Source organism: Halobacillus salinus, from assembly GCF_004684905.1.
Taxonomy (GTDB): Bacteria; Bacillota; Bacilli; order Bacillales; family Halobacillaceae; genus Halobacillus; species Halobacillus salinus.
On record NZ_SRJC01000001.1, the window covers coordinates 307,167 to 325,726 of the forward strand.

Genomic DNA, 18,560 nt, shown 5'->3' on the forward strand with positions numbered 1-18,560 from the left:
GTCCTCCTTTTATTCGACGGTGACGATGCCGGTGGTCCCGTGATCGTACTTGCCTTCTTTGTGCAGGTGGACTTGTTCACTTTCCAAGTTGGTGAAAATGACTGGTGTGACGACGGACGGTGCGTTGTCTTTCACGTAGTCGAGGTCGACTTGGATGAGCGGTGTGCCTTTTTCTACAGATTGACCGTCTTCAACGAGGGATTCGAATCCTTTTCCTTCGAGTTTCACTGTGTCGAGTCCGATGTGAATGAGTACTTCGAGCCCGTTTTCCATTTGCAGTCCTACGGCGTGCTTCGTCGGGAAGACGTTCAGTACTTTGCCGTCGACTGGTGAATGAATAATGCCGTCTGTCGGGTCGATGGCGAATCCTTGTCCCATCATACCTTGTGCGAAAACTTGATCCGGCACTTCAGAGAGTGGCATCACGTTTCCGGTCACAGGAAGGACGAGTCCATCTTTTGATACGGTTCTCTTTTCCGTTGTTGTGGTTTCGTTTGTTGTCGGTTCTGCGTCTGGTGCGGTCATGTTGTTTTGGTCGATTCGTTTGCGCATCGCTTCTGCGACGAACTCGACAGATGTACCGACGATGACCTGCAGGTTGCTCTTGCCGACTCTCATGACACCGCGGGCGCCGTTCTGTTTGATCGCCTTCTCATCGATGTCGTCACGATCTTCCATTTGCATACGAAGGCGGGTCGTGCAGTAATCGAGTGACTTGATGTTGTCTGGACCGCCGAGCGCTTTCAAGTAATGGTAGGCTTGTGCGTCGTAGTCTCCATCTAGTGTCGTGTTGTCTTCTGATTCTAGTTCGTCTTCATCTTCGCGTCCCGGCGTCTTCAAGTTGAGCTTGACGATCAGGAAGTAGAAAATGACGAAGTAAAGGGCTGCCATAATTAGACCGATGACGATGAGCATGAGCGGATTTTCAGAAATGTTGAAATTGAGCAGATAGTCAATCAGACCTGCTGAGAATCCGAATCCATGTCTGACATCGAACATGAAGGCAAGTACCATTGCGACACCTGTCAGTACAGCGTGTACCGCGTAAAGAAGCGGAGACAGGAACATGAACGAGAATTCGATCGGCTCGGTGACACCTGTGATGAACGATGTAAGTCCGATACTCAAGAACATACCGCCGACTGCGGCTTTTCGTTCTTTTTTAGCAGCGGCATACATAGCAAGACACGCGGCAGGCAGTCCGAACATCATGATCGGGAAGAATCCTGCCAGGAAGTGTCCGGCTGCAGGGTCTCCGTTCAAGAAGCGGTTGATTTCCCCTTTGACGATCTCGCCAGACCCGGTTTCAAACGTACCGAAGTCGAACCAGATCAGCGTGTTGATGACGTGGTGAAGACCGACTGGAATCAGCAGGCGGTTCAATACGCCGTAAACGCCGACGCCGAGCTCCCCAGCGTTTAGAATCCAATCTGCCGTAGCGTTTAATACATATTGTGGATATACCCAAATATAACCAAGAATAAAAGCAAGGACGACCATTGCTGCAGACGTGATAATCGGAACAAAACGCTTTCCTCCGAAGAACGATAGGAAGTCTGGGAACTTCACGTCGTTGTAGCGGTTGTATAGGACACCAGCGATGACACCGGCGATTACACCAGCGAACACGCCCATGTTGACATCTTCGTTGATGGCACTGATTCCTTCATTCAAAACTAAGTAACCGATCGCACCGGATAGGGCGGCGGCTCCGCTTCCATCTTTCGCAAAGCCCATCGCAATCCCGATGGCAAAAATGAGAGCAAGATTTCCTAATATACCGTTTCCGGCTGCCGTCATGAATGGAATGTTGAGCATGTCTTCCATTCCGAGGCGTACGAGCAATGCCGCAGCGGGCAGAGTCGCAATCGGAAACATCAATGACTTACCAATACGTTGCAAAAAGTTAAGCATACAATTTGGCTCCCTTCTAAAGTTGAAATACATAGTGAAAACGTTTACTGAAGCTATCATAACATCAATACATATAGTTGTCTATACCAGTTCTGTTTTGGGGACAGGGACCTTGTCCCAGTTTCATCACCACTTTAGGAAACTTCCCTGGAATTACTGTCACCCTAGTATTCTGGGACAAAGTCCCTGTCCCCATTCACTCATTTGATATTGACATTCATTCTCAACTACAGTAGTCTATGGATTGAAGATGAAAATGATTCTCACTATCATTAAGGGAGGAATACATAATGTTTAGCAAATCAAATAAGTGGTGGTTGGCAGCACTGGTCTTAGGGGTGGCTATGCTGCTTGCTGCTTGTGGTAATAGTGGTTCGGAGGAACCTGCTGATTCAGAAGGGGCTTCGGACGATTCTAACGGGGAAGAAACGGCGAGTGATGCTCGTGAAGTCGAACATTCGATGGGCACGACGACAGTGGAAGGGACGCCTGAGAAAGTTGTAACGCTTTTCCAAGGAGCGACCGACGCAGCGACCGAATTCGGAATCGAGCCTGCTGGTATCGTCGAGTCCTGGGTAGAGAAACCGATCTACGAATACTTACGCGATGACTTAGAAGGAACACCGCTAGTCGGTGAGGAAACGCAGCCGAACTTGGAGGAGATCGCGGCACTGGAGCCGGATGTAATCATCGCTTCCAAAACACGTCACGAAGAAATCTATGAAAAGTTGAACCAGATTGCGCCGACCATCATGATCGATCCATTGTTCGATTTCAAAAACACGGTCGAAGTGATGGGAGAGACATTGAACCAGCAGGATAAGGCCGACCAAATCCTCTCCGACTGGAACGACCGCGTCGAAGATTTCCAGACGAAAGCGAAGGAAAAACTAGGCGAAGACTGGCCGATGAACGTATCAGTTATCAACTTCCGTAGCGACCACGCCCGCATATATTTCCAAGGATTTGCAGGCCAAGTGCTTAGCGACGCTGGGTTCACTAGACCAGATAGTCAACAGGAAGATGTCTGGGGCATCAAGCTGACAGACAAAGAGAGCATCACAGAAATGAACGCGGACGTCTTCTACATTTTCATGGACCAAGAGGACGTAGCGGTTAAGAAGACATACGAAGAGTGGACGAATCACCCACTATGGAAGAACCTGGACGCAGTGAAGAACGACCAAGTCTATCAAGTCGATCAAGTGACATGGAACATGGCCGGAGGAATCCGCGCTGCCAACCTGATGCTTGATGATCTGTATGACCGCCTGGAGCTTGAACAATAAGATTGGACCAAAGATAGGAGAGCTTCTCCTATCTTTGTTTCTATGGAGAGAGATTTTATGATGTCATTCACAACGAAAGCCTACATAAGATGGACCGTCCTCGCTATATCGCTTGCCGTCTTCCTGCTGGCTGCCCTCGCAAGTCTCGCTTTTGGAAAAGCATCGATCTCGCTTGCGGAAGTGTGGGGAGCACTTGTCCACTTTGATCCGGAAAGTACGGAGCATATCATTGTGCGCACTTCTCGTTTGACGAGGACATTGGTCGCGATCACGATTGGCGCAAGTCTCGCTGTCGCCGGAACATTGATGCAGGCATTGACGCGCAATCCGATGGCTGCACCGGACCTGTTCGGTGTCAATGCGGGGGCACTCTTTTTCATCGTGTTCTCAGCGACCTTTTTCTCTGTCGAATCGCTAACGAACTACATGTGGATCGGATTCGCCGGTGCATTCGTCGCTTCGGTATTCGTCTACTTCCTCGGCTCGATCGGGGAGGACGGCTTGTCTCCGATACGGTTAGTACTCGCTGGAGCGGCAATCAGTGCTTTGTTCATCTCATTTACGCAAGGGATGCTCGTCCTTGATGAGCAGCGGATGCAGAGCGTTCTCTTCTGGCTGTCCGGTTCTGTTGCCGGGCGTAACATGGATATGCTGCTGCCAGTCCTGCCGTTTGTCGTCATCAGTCTGATCATAGCCTTTCTGATGGGCAAGCCGCTAAACATTCTCATGTCAGGAGAAGATGTGGCAAAAAACTTAGGGCAGAACACACTGTTGTTGAAACTTCTAGCAGGCGCCGTCATCGTCCTGCTCGCAGGAGGGTCCGTCGCCATCGCTGGCTCGATCGGATTCTTAGGACTCGTCGTGCCTCACATCGCCCGAGGTATCGCAGGCCCGAATTATCAATGGGTCCTGCCACTTTCCGGGCTTTTAGGAGCAACGCTGCTTCTACTATCCGATGTGGCGGCCCGTCTGATCATCGCCCCGCAGGAAATGCCGATCGGGGTCATGACCGCCTTGTTCGGAACGCCATTCTTCATCTATGTCGCACGCAAAGGGGTGAAAAAAAGTGACTGATCATTTTACGATACGTAACAAATCGAACGCCGTCTCGATGCAAATTCATAAGCGCTCGCTTTTTATTTTGACAGGACTTGCGTTAGCTGTGGTCGCAGCGTTCCTTGTCAGTTTGTCTGCCGGGAGCAGCTACATTCCACTGGGTACCGTCGTCCAGGAAGTGTTCGGAGAAAGTGAGCATGCATTTGTATTGAACGAACTGCGAATGCCGCGCGTCTGGCTTGCGGTCTTTGTCGGAGCAGGGCTCGGTGTATCGGGGCTCATTTTGCAAGGGATGATCCGAAACCCACTCGGTTCACCAGACATCGTCGGCGTCACTGGAGGTGCGTCGGTCGGGACGGTGTTGTTCATCGTCTACTTGATGGGGGAAGTGAGCATCCAGTGGCTGCCGGTCGCATCTGTAACGGGCGCCGGTCTGATTACGGTGCTGATCTACCTGCTATCTTGGAAAAATGGCGTGACGCCAATGCGGCTGATCCTCGTCGGTATCGGTGTCTCTGCTTTGGCGAACGCCGTCGTGACGATGTTCATGGTATCAAGTGAGTCTGCCGTTGCTTCGAAAGTCTACTTATGGATGACCGGTAGTCTATACGGTGCGAACTGGCAGGAAGTGAAGATCGTCGCTCCCGTCGTGGTCGCGCTCGTGATCGTGTCCTTGTTTTTCACCGGCGTCGTCAATGTAAAGCAACTTGGCGATGATGTCGCGCGGGGGATGGGCGTGCGCGTTCAATTCTTCCGGGTGATTTTACTTGCGTTGAGTGTCGGTCTCGCTGGTGCTGCGGTCGCATTCGCTGGTGGCATTGCGTTCGTCGGACTGATTGCCCCGCATATCGCAAGACAAGTGCTAGAACGCTCATTCGGAATTCTTGTATTAGGGTCGTCCTTGATCGGAGCGCTGATCGTGTTGCTAGCAGACATAATAGCTCGGACCGCCTTTTTACCATCGGACGTGCCGGTCGGTGTATTCACAGCGGGCATCGGAGCACCATTTTTCATATTCTTACTGTACCGGAATCGAGAGGGGATGAGCGAATGACGGCAATGACTGAATTGTTAGCAGATCCGAACGATTTTCTTCATCGTCAACAAGAGCGGATCAAAGCACCGAATACGAAAATTGCGGCATCCATGATCGTGAAACGGTATGCGAAGGTGTATTTGGATGAGGTGATGGATGGACTGGTGTTTGCTAGTGAGTTTCCGGTAGTTTCGCTTGAAGCTTGTCGTTTTACCGAGGAGCTGAACCTCATTGTCGACGAGGCGCAGGTGAGGACTGTTGATTCTAGGAGAGAAGCGTGGAGAGGTGTATTTTCCGAACATCTGACTCCCGTTGTCGATTCGCTGCACAAGGCGACGCGTCTGCCGTTGATTATTTTGTGGGAAAACATCGCCGTTCGGATGAATTCCTACTTGCGAAAAGCAGTCCAGAAGAATCCTGATCAGGCATGGATGGTGCAAGAAGTGGCTGCAGAACTACGCGAAAGGGAGGGGGATGTGTTTGGTTTGGAACGTAACCCGCTGGCGGAGTATCTAGCGCCCTGTGAGGCGTTGACGACGCAAGTGATGAGGAAGACGTGCTGTTATTATCATAAGTTGCAGAAGGAAAAAGAGCTTCCGTATTGTCTCGTCTGCCCGGTTCAGTAAGTCTACCTGCCATTTTCATAGGTGCTTTTGCTGGAAAAGGCAGAGATAGACCCGCTCTTGGACTTTTTCGGTGTGTTTTCTGAGCAAAAGGGCAGAGAGAGCCGCTCTCTCTTACATATTGATACTTGTCGCGAGTCAAAAGGTCACTTATAGCTGAGTTCTGTGCCCTTTTGAAAGAGAAAACCGTTCAAAAAGTCACATAGCGACAGGTTGGGGTCAGGGACCCCGTCCCACCATAATGGGACAGAGTCCCTGACCCCAACAAACCAAAAAAGGTTGCTCCTGCACCAAGGCAGAAGCAACCTTTTTACATTATTTCTTATTCACAGACGCATTATAGATCGAATCCACCGCATTTTGCAGCGTTTGGTTGAATTCTTCATCGGATTGATCCACATTCAAGTCATCTACCAAAGCACGAGAGAAGCTGGCGATCAAACCATCGTTCTCTTTCAGTTTAGAGTTCGCTTTATCACGCGGATAGCCACCAGAAAGCGCAACAACACGAACGACACGAGGGTGATCGATCAGTTGCTTATACTGATCTGCATTTGTCGGGATGGTCAGTTTCAACATCACGTTCTGATCTTCTGAAAGCTCATCCAAATGCTTCTGAATTTCCTCTTTCAGGATATCTTCAGACTTCTCTTTTTCCTCACTATGAATGTTCACTTCTGGTTCAATGATTGGTACTAAGCCTGCTTCGATGATGCGCTTGCCGATATCAAACTGCTGATCGACAACTGCTTTAATGCCATTGTCATTCGCTTCGTGAATAACGGAGCGCATTTTAGTTCCGAAAATGTTGCGGTCGTTCGCACGACGGAGTGTTTCGTCCAAGTCGTGGATCGGCTTCATCAATTGAACACCATTCGCTTGCTCATCCAGTCCCTTGTCCACTTTCAAGAACGGGACAATACCTTGGTCAGCCAAGTAGTCAGCCGTATATTTACCATGAATTTCACGGTCCATCGTCGCTTCGAACAAAATAGCGCCGAGGATCTGGTCCGGGTTGAACGCTGGCGATGTGATGATGCGTGTACGCATTTTGTGTACTAAGTCGAACATCTCGTCTTCACCAGTGTAAGAATCTTCAGGAATACCATAGGCAGCTAAAGCCTTCGGTGTACTGCCACCACTTTGGTCGAGTGCTGCGATAAATCCATTACCATTTTTGACTTTGTCAAATTGTTCTTGGTTCATTTGGATCACTCCTCCTTAAGTAAAAGTCCATGTATCACATTCCCTTTTTAGGGGGATGGTCAAACAGGATTTTGTCCGCTTCCGACTCTGCCTTGTTCTCAGGCATCTTATCCACGACCTCGAGCATCTTGTTCGTAATCGCCTCGATTTCGCGCTGACCATAGCCGAGCTCCTTCAACGCAATCGTTGCATATGCAAGCGAGTCATCTCTCTCCATCGTAATCCCTCCTTCGGTTGATTGGGGACAGGGGCATCGTCCCACATCATCTCAAAAAAAGACCGGGGAAGCCCCGGCCATTGCATTATTGTTGCGGCTTATCTGCCTTGCGGATCTTTTTGATTTCCTCTTTACGTTTCTCGTTAGCTTTTGCGCTTCCGAACTCTTTAGCGAATTCAGCATGCTGCTTCTTGGAGTCGACAATCGTCTTTTCCGTTTTGCCGGCTTCGTTTTTCTTCGTATATTGTGTCATTTGTTCTCAGCTCCTTAAGAGGGACAAAGTCCCTGTCCCCAAAAAAGAACACCCCATATAAGAGGTGTTCTCGTTGTGGTTATTGTTCGCGTTTTTCAGCTTTACGAGCTTTCTTAGCCTCTTCCGCACCGAATTCTTGTGCGAATTCAGCCTGGTGTTTCTTCGGCTCTTGTTGTTTTTGGTTTTCGCGTTGTTGTTGTTTGTTACGTTTCGCCATCGTGTCTCATCTCCTTTCGCCTTACATCACTTATTATGGAACATATTTTTCAGTTAATTCTCGGAAGAACATGGAGGGACAGGGTGATCGTCCCAGTTCGGTCAGAGAGCTTTATTTATTTGCTTTACGAGCTTTTTTAGCTTCTTCTTTGTGCTGTTCATTAGCTGCAGCACTACCGAACTCTTGTCCGAATTCGGTATCGTTCTTATCCGGTTTGAACCCTTTTTTGTTCTTCTGTTCAGCATCATGCTTCTGGGTTTTCTTAGCCATTGATGATCATCTCCTTTCCAAGCTTAATTTGTGCTGTTTTTGATAAATTATTCCTGTTTTGGTTAAAAAAACAGAAAAGGGGACAGGCACCTCGTCCCGCTCTGGGACGGGGTGCCTGTCCCCAATGTCTCTATTCTTCTGTATTTGGTTCTTGGTCGAAGGCGGCTTCTGGGAGCATTTTGAATCCGTCGATTTCTGCATCTTCGTCGATTTCGATCATAATGCAGCGTTTGCCTTTGTAATTGACTTGACGCACGAACTCCAAGTCCTGAGGGCTGATGGAGACGTTTGCCACTTTGGTCTGGATTTTAATCGATTTGGAATTGTACTTGGGTACGATATTGCTTGCTTTCAATTCGTAGCGATCGTCTTGAGCAAAACGTTGGAAGGCGACTTTCACTTTCTCCTGTTCGACTTCCTGGCCGCTGTCAGTAAGAACGCGCTCGACGTCCTTATAATCTAGTCTCGGCGGTTCATCGTCCTCATTTTCTTCCACGGATCGGTGGATCTCACCGTAAACTTTAGATAGGGTAGACGGATTGATTTGACCGCCGACTACTTCCCGTACAACTTCTTCGAAGACAGCCTTATCTGTCTGGGCTGTCATCGCTTCTTCTGCGTTCAGTACTTCTTCAATAAAATGAGGATCCGGTTCGTTCGCTTTGCCGGTAGAGTACAGGACATGGTTCACATCCGCTGCGCCTTGAGTGATGGCAGGGAATAAAAAGCCGGTCAGCGGCCTTTTTAAATCAATCACTGGGTCAACTTGGATGTTGTACTTGAACTCTTTTTCTATATAGTCGAACTGGATTTCTTTCTTCGGTTCTTCGGTTTGGTTGACGCTGCAAAGGATGAACGGATTGGAATAAACCGCATCACGATCGCTCTCTTCCGTGTCAGCATTGGATTTCTTCATCGGTTTGCGGTACTCCGCAGTGATGAAGGTGACGACGATATCCTTTTCATAAGGATGGTCGTCGATCATGCGCTGGACGAGCTTCAGCATATACGCTCTCCATTCTTCTGAGTCATTACTGAGCAGTGCTTTATGTAGCGTGAGTTGCGCAGGGTCTTCCACATCACGGCTGAATTTCAATTCGAACAGCTTCTCATCCAGCTGGCCTGTGAGCACTTTTTTGAAATTGTTCATGAACAGTTCTTGTTGGTCACGGTCCAGCAGGTCGAAAGGCTGGTGTTCGTAATGGTAAATATCGGTCGAATCTTTCATGATGTAGACGTTGAATATATCTTCAATTTTCAAAAGGTCGTTATCGACTTTGAATTGTTTCCGAACATCGGCTATGTCTTTCTTTTCCATAATGTCACTCCTAATTGTCGTTTCGGTTCTTTTATTTTAACACGAGTTAGAAAGACAGAAGACATAAAAGTGGCTGGAGCTTAAATGCTCCAGCCAACAAAGGAAGGCTTAGTACCCTCCGTATCCACCGAATCCTCCACCAACATAAGAAGCTCCAATGATGATCAAAAGGATGAAAAGAACAACAAGCAACGCAAATCCTGAACCTGCGCCGTATCCACCGTATCCTCCACTCATGGAATCGACCTCCTTTTTTTTCTTGACATGATAGTACTATATGTAGCCGATGCGAATATGGAAAGGCGCAACGTGAAAATAGGCATAAGCGGATGAGAAATAAGAGACAATACCTATGGTAGAGGAGTTTGTTGAAAACGTTTAAAGGAGATTATTATGGAGAACAAAGTCAGTCGCTGGTGTATTGTCAGCATGGCATCTGTCCCGTTGGTGATGACCCTAGGGAATTCCATGCTCATTCCTGTTCTACCCATCTTTGAAAAGAAAATCGGTATTACCTCGTTTCAATCCAGTATGATCATTACGAGCTATTCCCTGGCGGCGATCCTTCTTATTCCCATTGCCGGTTATCTGTCAGACCGGATCGGAAGGAAAATTGTCATACTGCCGAGTCTGATCCTAGCTTTAATTGGAGGAGCTATTGCAGGCTGGGCTTCCTGGAAGATCGATGATCCGTATATGTGGGTTATCATCGGCAGAGTGTTGCAAGGGGTTGGCGCAGCAGGGGCGATGCCGATTCTATTGCCGCTCGTCGGAGACCTTTATAAAGATGATGACCAGAAGGCAAGTTCATGCCTCGGCATCATCGAGACATCGAATACGTTCGGTAAAGTGTTGAGCCCGATCTTAGGAGCCGGATTCGCTGCTATTTTATGGTTTCTTCCTTTCTTTTCGATTTCATTCTTCAGTTTGATTTCGATCGCTCTCGTCTTTTTCTTTATAAAAGTACCAAAAGGAAGTAAACAGGATCCCGTTCCATTTCGGGCGTTTTTGAAAAAAACGAAAGAATTGATGAAGAAGGAAGGAAAGTGGCTGCTGCCAGTATTTCTACTTGGGTTATTTGCGATGCTCCTTCTATTCGCTGTGCTCTTTTTTATGTCGGATTTCCTGGAGAAGTTCCATGACATTAAAGGTGTGAAAAAAGGATTTGTGCTCGCAATCCCTCTCTTTGTCCTATGTTCCTTCTCCTTTCTGACTGGACGCTTCATCAAAGGCGATAAGGCTAAAATGAAAAAAATAATCGTCTTCGCCTTGGTGCTTGCATCTGCAATGGTCGTGTTCGTCGGCTTCTTCAAAGAATCGCTGTGGCTCTGGCTGTTGATCACGAGCTTGCTCGGACTTGGAATCGGAGCCATGCTGCCTTGCCTGGATGCCTTGATCACAGAAGGTATTGAAAAAGAAGAGAGAGGCACGATCACTTCTTTCTATAGTTCGTGCCGGTTCATCGGTGTCGCCTTCGGACCGCCGATCATCTCCATCCTGATGAAGAACCACTTGAACATCACCTTCATCGCAAGCGGAGTGCTCGGAGGCCTGCTAGCCATACTAACCATCATTCTCGTCAAAGAATAATGATGGGGACAGGCACCTCGTCCCACCGGGACGGAGTGCCTGTCCCCTATAACTCATCCACCGTAACGAAGGTGTAGCCTTGTTGGGTGAGGGATTGGAGGATGCCTTCGACGGCTTTTAAGGCTTGGCCTGTGTCGTCATACATAGGGTGGGTGAGGATGATCGACCCCGGGGTGACGTTGTCCTCGACGTAGGCGACTTTTTCTTCTGGCTTCGAATAGTACGTATCGGGTTCGAGGTTCCACATGATGGTTTCCATGTCCTGTTTTTGCAAATAGTAGGGAAGGCCGATCAGCTTCTTCCCATAAGGCGGCCGGAAATCGATGTCTCTTTCATAGCCTGCTTCCCTGATCAACTCGTTTGTGCGGTCGACTTCCGATTGGTAGAACGAATAGCGCTTGAAGACCATCGGGTTATGATTGTACGTGTGGTTGCCGACCTGATGCCCGGCTTCGACAATCGCTTTTGCTTCCTCCATATGTTCTTCCATATCCTTTCCTATCAAAAAAAACGTCGCTTTCGCATCGTATTTTTCTAATATAGGCAATAGTTCTTCGACATTCTCAGTCGGACCGTCGTCAAACGTAAGGGCGACGACTTTTTCTTCGGTCTCTACTTTTCTAGTCAGTTCCCCGAATGCTTGAAAGCTCCGCGCGTTCATCCATTTGTACGTTCCATACATAAGGATGACAAGCGTCACCAAGACCACAGCAATTCGGATAAGTATTTTTTTCATAATCTCACCTTTTCTATGTGGATTGTCCGATGCTTCGTCTTCGGTTACACTTGAAGCATCATGTTCAGGATACGGAAACGAAACAACTCGTACAATAGTAGGAAAATGATAGAACCATGATAAAGGAGCAAGACACATGAGTCATTTGGTCATTTTGGTGGGAGACCCTTTTGAAAAAGGGACCGTGCTCTCCCTTCAAGAAGATTCGGTCATCATCGGTAGAAGTTCCAAGGAAGGAATACCATCTCTCGCTTTTGACAATGCCTTCATTTCACGAAAACACGCCGTGCTAACGAAAATGGAGAGCGGGTATTACATAGAGGATACAGGCAGCAGGCACGGGACTTTCGTAAACGGGAGTCCCCTTACGTCGTTTAAAAAGCACGAACTCAAGCATCAGGATGAAATTTCGTTATCCAATGGGATCGTTCGTCTCCGATATGTTGAATCTGTGCTGGAGGAGACGTTGGAGCTGCCTGCTATTCCTGTTGAAAACAACACATTCGATGGCCGAGGTACGCTCGATTCCGTGAAAAATGAGTGGATAATCAACGGGGAGTGCATCAAACTGACGCCAAAAGAATTCGCCTGTCTCCAGTCTCTCTTATTAAGCGAAGCAGGATACGTCTCCAAACAGCAGCTCATTGCCGAAGTGTGGCCGGAACGAACGGAGCAACAAGGAGCGCTTTCTGTCAGTTCAGAAGAGCTGAACGCCGTCATTTACCGCCTAAGGAAAAAAGTCGCCCCCATCCTCCAAATCCAAAACATCCGCGGCAAAGGCTACGAGCTTGTTTAATGGGGACAGGGACCTTGTCCCACTTTCACGATTGGATATTGCAAAGTGTTTATGATGACGATCATGACACTTACACTCCGATACATCGCATGCTCGCTGAACTAATTAGTTATGTGATCGATCGGAAAAGGGAGGGGTACTATGTCACAACAAAGCCAAGGCAAGACGCTATTGCACGTATTGTGCGGAGGCATTGCAGGTTTTGTGCTCAATGCAGGCCTGATGGCTTTATTGGAAGTTGATATGCGGAGTTTCTTTGGCGTGTCGATCTTGCTCGGAATCATTGCCGGCTTGCTTTGGGATATCACCGATAAACTACATAGTTAAAAGCTAGGGGACAGGCACTCTGTCCCAGCCAGACATATCAACCACCCCTTTTAACATCAAAGGGGTGGTTGTTTGTGCTTAACTCTAGCGTTTCTTTACCGGAATGTAGATATCAATCTTCTTCCGCGTTCCGTGACATCTTTCATCATACAATTCGAAGTCAGCATCCCCGCTATGTTCATACTCTGACTTCGGAAACCATTCCGTGAAAATATAGTTCCACGTTGATTGAATCGTTGAAGGAAAAGAGTCTTCTTCTGCTTCTGGTGTCGTGAACACGACGTAATCAAGCTCCGGGAAACTCCGCTTCACAAGCCCTTCAGGTGGTTCCGTCTCATCATCCACTTCCATCCCAATCAAGTAGACGAACTCACTGGTCTCCGGACAAAAATCGGTACAAATGCCGAGCTCCTCATTCGGGTGGAGTGGGGCAGGAATGTTGACTCTCAGATTTTGTTGGATGTATTGCTGCCAGAATTCAGGGATATCTCTATTGTTCTGGCCGTCCGCATCTGTCGTGTCTAATTCGTAGCCAATCACATGATACGCTGGCTTTTTAACAATTTTCGGTTCCATGTTATGACCTCCCGTTATGGCTATTTGAGTAAGGTAGGCTTTCCCGCGTAAGGGACCAGATGGACGAAGGAGCTCACGATACTCCCGCGGAGAAACACCGAAACTTCTCTTGAACGCACGGGTGAAAGAGACCTGATAGTCGAACCCGACTTCCATCGCTATATCAATCACTTTATCATGCGAATAAAATAACCGCTCCGCTGCCCGCGTCATCCGTCGTTTCCTTGTATAGTCCATCACAGGTTCTCCTACCATTGCCTGAAAGACGCGGTGAAAATGAAACGGCGAAAAGCACGCCACACCAGCCAGTTCCTCCAAACACAACGTTCGATCCATATTTTCTTCGATATAATCCAGCGTCCTCTGTACAGAATCCGTATACTCCATCTCGTCATCACCTACCTTATCTACACTCTATCAACAATCCAAACAGCCTTCTTAACCGTTCTTGCTTTTAATTGGGGACAGGGACCTTGTCCCACCACTGGGACAAAGTCCCTGTCCCCAATAACGGTGTTCCTTCGCATGCGAAAAAATGATATGATGCGTTAGTAGTTTTTAAGTTTAGTATATAAAATATTTCCAGACTTAGATATAGGGGAGAGGGACACGATGAGCGAGCAGTTTTTCAATAAGATGGAGCAGGTGACGGGAGTAAAACTAAACGATGTGCAGAAGCAAGCCGTCACACATACGGATGGCCCGTTGCTTTTACTGGCGTCACCTGGGTCCGGCAAAACGACCACGCTCAATATGAAAATCGGCTATTTGCTTCTTGAGGAACAGGTGCCAGCTGATCAAATCATGGCAGTCACGTTCAGTAAAGCAGCAGCGAATGACATGTCCGAGCGCTTCGATCAATTCTTCTCCACGGTGACAAACGAGAAAGTCCACTTTTCCACCATCCACAGCTTCGCCTACCAAGTCGTGCGCGAATCGTTGCGGGGAAGCGGCATGCCATATCAATTGATTGAAGGCAGCATCAGCGATGAAGAATTGAAGAAAGGCTGGGATGGACCGAACGTCCCGCTTCATAAGAAATTTATCTTGAAAAAACTCTACTGGGACACGAACGGCAAACAGATTTCAGAAGAAGATATGGACGAACTGATGACCTATATCAGCCTCGTCAAGAACAGGATGGTCCAGCACAAGGACCTCGACTCCATCGAGTGCAACGTCAGCCAGGCCGGCACCATCTACCAAGCCTACGAACGGTTCAAGCAAAACCATGAGCCAGTACTCTTAGACTTCGACGACATGCTGACCTACTGCCATAAGATACTCGATGAGGACGCGGGCATGCTCGCCAAGTACCAGCGCCAGTTCGAGTACTTACTCACCGACGAAAGCCAGGACAACTCGCTCGTCCAGCACGAAATCGTCGAGCTGCTAGCTGGACCACAGGCTAACATCTGTGTCGTTGCCGATGACGACCAGTCCATTTTCGCCTGGCGCGGTTCCGACGTGACCAAGCTTCTACAATTTGAAAAAAGTTACCCCGGCGCAACCGTGCTGACGATGTCCCAGAACTACCGCTCGACGCCTGAGATTGTGGACGCCTCCAATCAATTCATCAAGCGCAACGAGAAGCGGTATCCGAAAGACATGTTCACCCACAATGACAGTGCCGAGGCGATCGAGATCAAATCCACCCGCACTTACGATGAGCAGTTGCAACGTGTCATGAACGCCATCCAGGCAAGTGGCGACGAGGACATCGCCGTTCTGTATCGCAACAACACATCTGCTGTCCCGCTTGCGGATAAGCTTGAGAAAGCAGGCATCGATTTTTATATGAAAGATATCGACCCGAAATTCTTCAAGCATTGGGTCGTCGAGGATATTCTTAACTTTATGCGCCTGTCTTACAACGACAAGCGCGTCGATATCCTGGAGCGGATTCATACGAAGTGCAATGCCTACATTTCGAAGGCGCAGATCGCTTTTCTCAAGAAAAAGAACAGCGAGAAGTCCGTGTTCGACCGCCTGCTCGACTCGGATATTCCTTCGTACCAGGAGAAGACGCTGCCGCGCGTGAAGAAAACGATCCGCGACATGAACGACATGGCGCCAGACCGAGCTATTCGCACCATCCGAGAAAAACTCGGCTACGACGTGTCGATCAAGAAAATGGCAGAGAAGTTCGGCTTCAACCAGGATCAGCTATTCAGCACGCTCAGCATCTTAGAGAACATCGCTGAAGGGCTTGGTACACTGAAAGAGTTCGCCGACCGCTTGAAAAAACTTGAACAGATCATCCAAACATCGAAGTTCAACAAAAGCACGAGCCGACTGACGTTATCGACCTTCCACAGTGCAAAAGGACTTGAGTACGACCGTGTCTTCATGATCGATCTCGTCAACGGTGTGATTCCATCAGATGATGACATGGAGCGTTTCCGGAACAAGGACACGGCGCCAATGGAAGAAGCGGTGCGTCTGTTCTACGTCGGCATGACCCGCGCCCGTACGAACCTCGAGCTGCTCACGTATCAGTACAAAGCAGACGAAAGGCTGACTGAATCGATTTTTGTCACAAATATGAGGCGGATTCTAAAGCCTGCAGCATCCGGTGCTTTGACGGGAGAAGGCCTGTCCGCTGATGATATCGAGCTTGGTAAAGAAATCGTTCACCGCAAGTTCGGTCCAGGTGTCATTACGGAATATGGCGGCGATTCGATGGGGATTCAATTCGAAGAGGCAGGGTTCAAAGAACTGCTTGTCGATGTATGTATAGATAATGGATTACTGCAGAAAGCCTGAGGCTGTGTTTTTACACAGCCTCTTCTTTTATTCCTCGTAACAGGATAACCCCAAGAACGATATAAGTCAGCAAAAAGCTGAAGGAAAGGAACAGTGAAAACAGGTAAGCATTGATAAGCGCGGTGAGACACCATAAGGCTAATAGCAACAGCATGATATAGCCATGTATCTTCTTTTTCTGATACGTCCACTTGAACGCCAACAAAAAGACCGTAAAAATCGAACCATGCCAAATAAAGATGCCAGCCCCGTACCAAGGATCGATGACTCCGATCAACATCTCGTACATTTTTCTCCCTCCTAAAAGACCATAGTCATCCTATGCCCCATAAAGAAAAATGTCATTTTTAACTGAAAAGAGGCAGATCATCATTGGCTGTCCTCATATTAAGTTTAGGATTATCAACCCATTTTTAATGAACCCCATATACTATTGATTCATCAAAGGGGTGTGTTGTGCTGTGAACGCATCCTTCAAATAACCTAAATTAACGCCATATCACAACCGTTTCAAAAGTATACCAAATCTAGCAAACTATCTACCTAAAGACAATGTATACCAGTTTTGATAATCTATAAAAGAGAGAAAATTCTAAATATTTTGTCAGGAGGAACTTGTTTGAAGAAAAGAAAAGTGCTGTCGGCCATGGCGTTGTCTGTCGGATTACTCGTGAGCTCAGGACTCGGGGCAATGAACGTAGAAGCCACCGCGAATGTGGAAGCGAAGATTCAAGAATCGAAGCAATCGATGGGTACACTCACCCAACCTTCAGAATCCAATGCATCTGAAATCGTAAAAGCAGCGGTTAAAGGTGATATCAACAGTGGATTAGGTTCATCCCAAAAGAATAGTGAGGAATTCGTAGATTATCGTGTCATCGAAGAATCCGTCGATTACAAAGGCCAGGATCTCGTCAAAGTGCAACAGACTTACAAAGGCTATGATGTATTTGGAAAAGTAATCGTCACTCAATTGAAAGACGGCGTGGTCAAGAATACGCTCGGTGATGTAGCGAAGAACCTGAACGGTCAAAAAGGATTAAAAGAGAAGCAGCGGATATCTAAAGACGAAGCACGTAGCTATGTGAAGGATACATACGGCGAAGAAGTGGAGTTCCTACAGGATACAGCAGTCCAAAAAGTCGTCTACGTGAACGATAAAGACAAGGCATCCTACGGCTGGAAAGTCGATTTCTCCGTAGCTGCACCAACGTTCGCTGAAGGCTTCGTCATTTTGGATACGAAAAAAGGCGACGTTCTGCTGAATGCAGTGAAGGAGCTCGATCAAGCGTTATCCGATGATGCTATCCAGTATGCTAAAGGCGGCAACGGTGGAGGTGGTAAAGGCGGTGGCGGTAAGCCAGGATCTGGTTCGACAGTTGTTGGTCCCGTTTCTGCATCAGGTGTTGATAAAAACGGAAATACCCGCACGTTCACAGCGAGCGAAATGTCTGATGGCACATACGAAATGGCAGACTATACCCGCGGACAAGGCGTGCTGACATATGATGCGGACTACGCAGACTTGAACCGTGAGTATCGACTGTATCCAGGTGAGCTACTATCCAGCACGTCGACCACGTTCTCGGACGATGAAGGCGTCAGTGCCCATTATCTAGCGACTTCCGTTTATGACTATTACCAAGATGAATACAATCGTAACAGTTTCGACGATAACGGGCAGCAGGTTAAATCCGTTGTTCACGCTTGGGACTCAAGCTCGACGAATGATCCTCAAAACTGGTTCAACGCAGCCAGTGTCAATGACGGGGCAATGCTCATTTACGGTGATCCATTGGCTGGAGCCTACGATGTAGCAGGACACGAATTTGCGCACGCCGTCACATCCAGTGAGTCCGACCTCATTTATAGTGGGGAGTCTGGTGCACTCAACGAAGGTATCTCCGACGTATTCGGTGTAGCCATCGAGAAGTATGTGACAGGTTCCTACAACTGGACGATTGGTGAGCAATCTGGACAAGTATTCCGCAGCATGTCCGATCCTTCTTCCATCCAGTTCTCAGCGGATCTCGTCTATCCGGATGACTACAGTGACTATCAAACTCTTTCCTATGACAACGGCGGCGTTCACTTCAACTCCAGCATCTTGAACAAAGCAGCGTTCTTGATGGCTGCAGGCGGCAGCCACAACGGCGTATCCGTCAGTGGCATGGGCGAAGAGAAGATGTTCGATGTCTTCTACTATGCGAACGTTGACCTTCTGACAGCAGACGCAACGTTCGAAGACTTGCGTAATGCGGTCGAGACGGTTGCAATCGACTTGTATGGAGCAGGCTCCCCTGAATACCAGACAGTCAGTAGTGCGTTTGATGCAACGTTGATTCCATAAACGAGAATAGGAAACCCGGC

20 protein-coding genes are annotated in these 18,560 nt (G+C 48.1%); 9 read left to right on the forward strand and 11 right to left on the reverse strand.

Annotated features, from left to right (window positions below):
* Positions 1-9 precede the first annotated feature (9 nt).
* A complete protein-coding gene (nagE, locus tag E4663_RS01820) occupies positions 10-1,914 on the reverse strand; it encodes an N-acetylglucosamine-specific PTS transporter subunit IIBC (RefSeq protein WP_135326479.1) in 1,905 nt (634 codons plus the stop codon).
* Positions 1,915-2,204: 290 nt separating this feature from the next.
* Here nagE and E4663_RS01825 point away from each other — a divergent pair, with 290 nt between their 5' ends.
* From E4663_RS01825 to E4663_RS01840, 4 genes are read left to right on the forward strand one after another with little or no spacing between them, the layout of a single operon-like run.
* Positions 2,205-3,203 (forward strand): ABC transporter substrate-binding protein, encoded by a 999-nt coding sequence (locus tag E4663_RS01825; protein WP_135326480.1) that lies wholly within the window; start codon positions 2,205-2,207, stop codon positions 3,201-3,203.
* A gap of 57 nt (positions 3,204-3,260) precedes the next feature.
* Positions 3,261-4,277 (forward strand): FecCD family ABC transporter permease, encoded by a 1,017-nt coding sequence (locus tag E4663_RS01830; RefSeq protein ID WP_135326481.1) that lies wholly within the window; start codon positions 3,261-3,263, stop codon positions 4,275-4,277.
* Positions 4,270-5,313 (forward strand): FecCD family ABC transporter permease, encoded by a 1,044-nt coding sequence (locus E4663_RS01835; protein WP_135326482.1) that lies wholly within the window; start codon positions 4,270-4,272, stop codon positions 5,311-5,313. The genes E4663_RS01830 and E4663_RS01835 overlap by 8 nt, the downstream gene beginning before the upstream one ends.
* Positions 5,310-5,921 (forward strand): IucA/IucC family C-terminal-domain containing protein, encoded by a 612-nt coding sequence (locus E4663_RS01840; protein WP_135326483.1) that lies wholly within the window; start codon positions 5,310-5,312, stop codon positions 5,919-5,921. The genes E4663_RS01835 and E4663_RS01840 overlap by 4 nt, the downstream gene beginning before the upstream one ends.
* Before the next feature lie 312 nt (positions 5,922-6,233).
* Here E4663_RS01840 and E4663_RS01845 read toward each other — a convergent pair whose 3' ends face one another.
* The 7 genes from E4663_RS01845 to E4663_RS01860 all read right to left on the reverse strand — a co-directional run bounded on the left by E4663_RS01845 (position 6,234) and on the right by E4663_RS01860 (position 9,636).
* A complete protein-coding gene (locus E4663_RS01845) occupies positions 6,234-7,124 on the reverse strand; it encodes a fructose bisphosphate aldolase (protein WP_135326484.1) in 891 nt (296 codons plus the stop codon).
* Positions 7,125-7,158: 34 nt separating this feature from the next.
* Positions 7,159-7,341 carry a hypothetical protein gene (locus tag E4663_RS01850; RefSeq protein ID WP_135326485.1) on the reverse strand — a complete coding sequence of 61 codons (183 nt, stop codon included), beginning with the start codon at positions 7,339-7,341 and terminating at the stop codon, positions 7,159-7,161.
* Positions 7,342-7,426: 85 nt separating this feature from the next.
* Entirely contained in the window at positions 7,427-7,594 is a 168-nt protein-coding gene (locus tag E4663_RS19915) for a hypothetical protein (RefSeq protein WP_168927321.1), read from the reverse strand.
* 79 nt (positions 7,595-7,673) lie between these two features.
* Complete coding sequence (locus tag E4663_RS19690) at positions 7,674-7,811, reverse strand: hypothetical protein (protein ID WP_158290399.1); 138 nt, start codon at positions 7,809-7,811, stop codon at positions 7,674-7,676.
* Between the two features lie 111 nt (positions 7,812-7,922).
* Positions 7,923-8,081: a hypothetical protein gene (locus tag E4663_RS19920; RefSeq protein ID WP_168927322.1), complete on the reverse strand. Its 159-nt coding sequence runs from the start codon at positions 8,079-8,081 to the stop codon at positions 7,923-7,925.
* A 130-nt stretch (positions 8,082-8,211) separates the two neighbouring features.
* Complete coding sequence (locus E4663_RS01855) at positions 8,212-9,399, reverse strand: DUF4317 domain-containing protein (protein ID WP_135326486.1); 1,188 nt, start codon at positions 9,397-9,399, stop codon at positions 8,212-8,214.
* A gap of 108 nt (positions 9,400-9,507) precedes the next feature.
* A complete protein-coding gene (locus tag E4663_RS01860) occupies positions 9,508-9,636 on the reverse strand; it encodes a YjcZ family sporulation protein (RefSeq protein WP_079479123.1) in 129 nt (42 codons plus the stop codon).
* Between the two features lie 156 nt (positions 9,637-9,792).
* Here E4663_RS01860 and E4663_RS01865 point away from each other — a divergent pair, with 156 nt between their 5' ends.
* Complete coding sequence (locus tag E4663_RS01865; RefSeq protein WP_135326487.1) at positions 9,793-10,989, forward strand: MFS transporter; 1,197 nt, start codon at positions 9,793-9,795, stop codon at positions 10,987-10,989.
* A gap of 46 nt (positions 10,990-11,035) precedes the next feature.
* Here the strand turns inward: E4663_RS01865 and E4663_RS01870 are convergent, their stop codons facing one another.
* Positions 11,036-11,725: a polysaccharide deacetylase family protein gene (locus E4663_RS01870; RefSeq protein WP_135326488.1), complete on the reverse strand. Its 690-nt coding sequence runs from the start codon at positions 11,723-11,725 to the stop codon at positions 11,036-11,038.
* A 136-nt stretch (positions 11,726-11,861) separates the two neighbouring features.
* Here E4663_RS01870 and E4663_RS01875 point away from each other — a divergent pair, with 136 nt between their 5' ends.
* On the forward strand, positions 11,862-12,521 hold the full coding sequence (locus E4663_RS01875) for an FHA domain-containing protein (RefSeq protein WP_135326489.1): 660 nt from the start codon (positions 11,862-11,864) through the stop codon (positions 12,519-12,521).
* A gap of 141 nt (positions 12,522-12,662) precedes the next feature.
* Complete coding sequence (locus E4663_RS01880; protein WP_135326490.1) at positions 12,663-12,848, forward strand: hypothetical protein; 186 nt, start codon at positions 12,663-12,665, stop codon at positions 12,846-12,848.
* 84 nt (positions 12,849-12,932) lie between these two features.
* Here E4663_RS01880 and E4663_RS01885 read toward each other — a convergent pair whose 3' ends face one another.
* Entirely contained in the window at positions 12,933-13,811 is an 879-nt protein-coding gene (locus tag E4663_RS01885; RefSeq protein ID WP_135326491.1) for an AraC family transcriptional regulator, read from the reverse strand.
* A 225-nt stretch (positions 13,812-14,036) separates the two neighbouring features.
* Here E4663_RS01885 and E4663_RS01890 point away from each other — a divergent pair, with 225 nt between their 5' ends.
* Positions 14,037-16,190: an ATP-dependent helicase gene (locus E4663_RS01890; RefSeq protein ID WP_135326492.1), complete on the forward strand. Its 2,154-nt coding sequence runs from the start codon at positions 14,037-14,039 to the stop codon at positions 16,188-16,190.
* Positions 16,191-16,200: 10 nt separating this feature from the next.
* Here the strand turns inward: E4663_RS01890 and E4663_RS01895 are convergent, their stop codons facing one another.
* The gene (locus E4663_RS01895) at positions 16,201-16,479 is read right to left on the reverse strand and encodes a hypothetical protein (RefSeq protein WP_135326493.1); all 279 of its coding nucleotides are present in this window, start codon (positions 16,477-16,479) and stop codon (positions 16,201-16,203) included.
* 330 nt (positions 16,480-16,809) lie between these two features.
* On the opposite strand from E4663_RS01895, the gene E4663_RS01900 reads away from it, so the two are divergent.
* On the forward strand, positions 16,810-18,540 hold the full coding sequence (locus E4663_RS01900) for a M4 family metallopeptidase (protein WP_135326494.1): 1,731 nt from the start codon (positions 16,810-16,812) through the stop codon (positions 18,538-18,540).
* Positions 18,541-18,560: the final 20 nt, after the last annotated feature.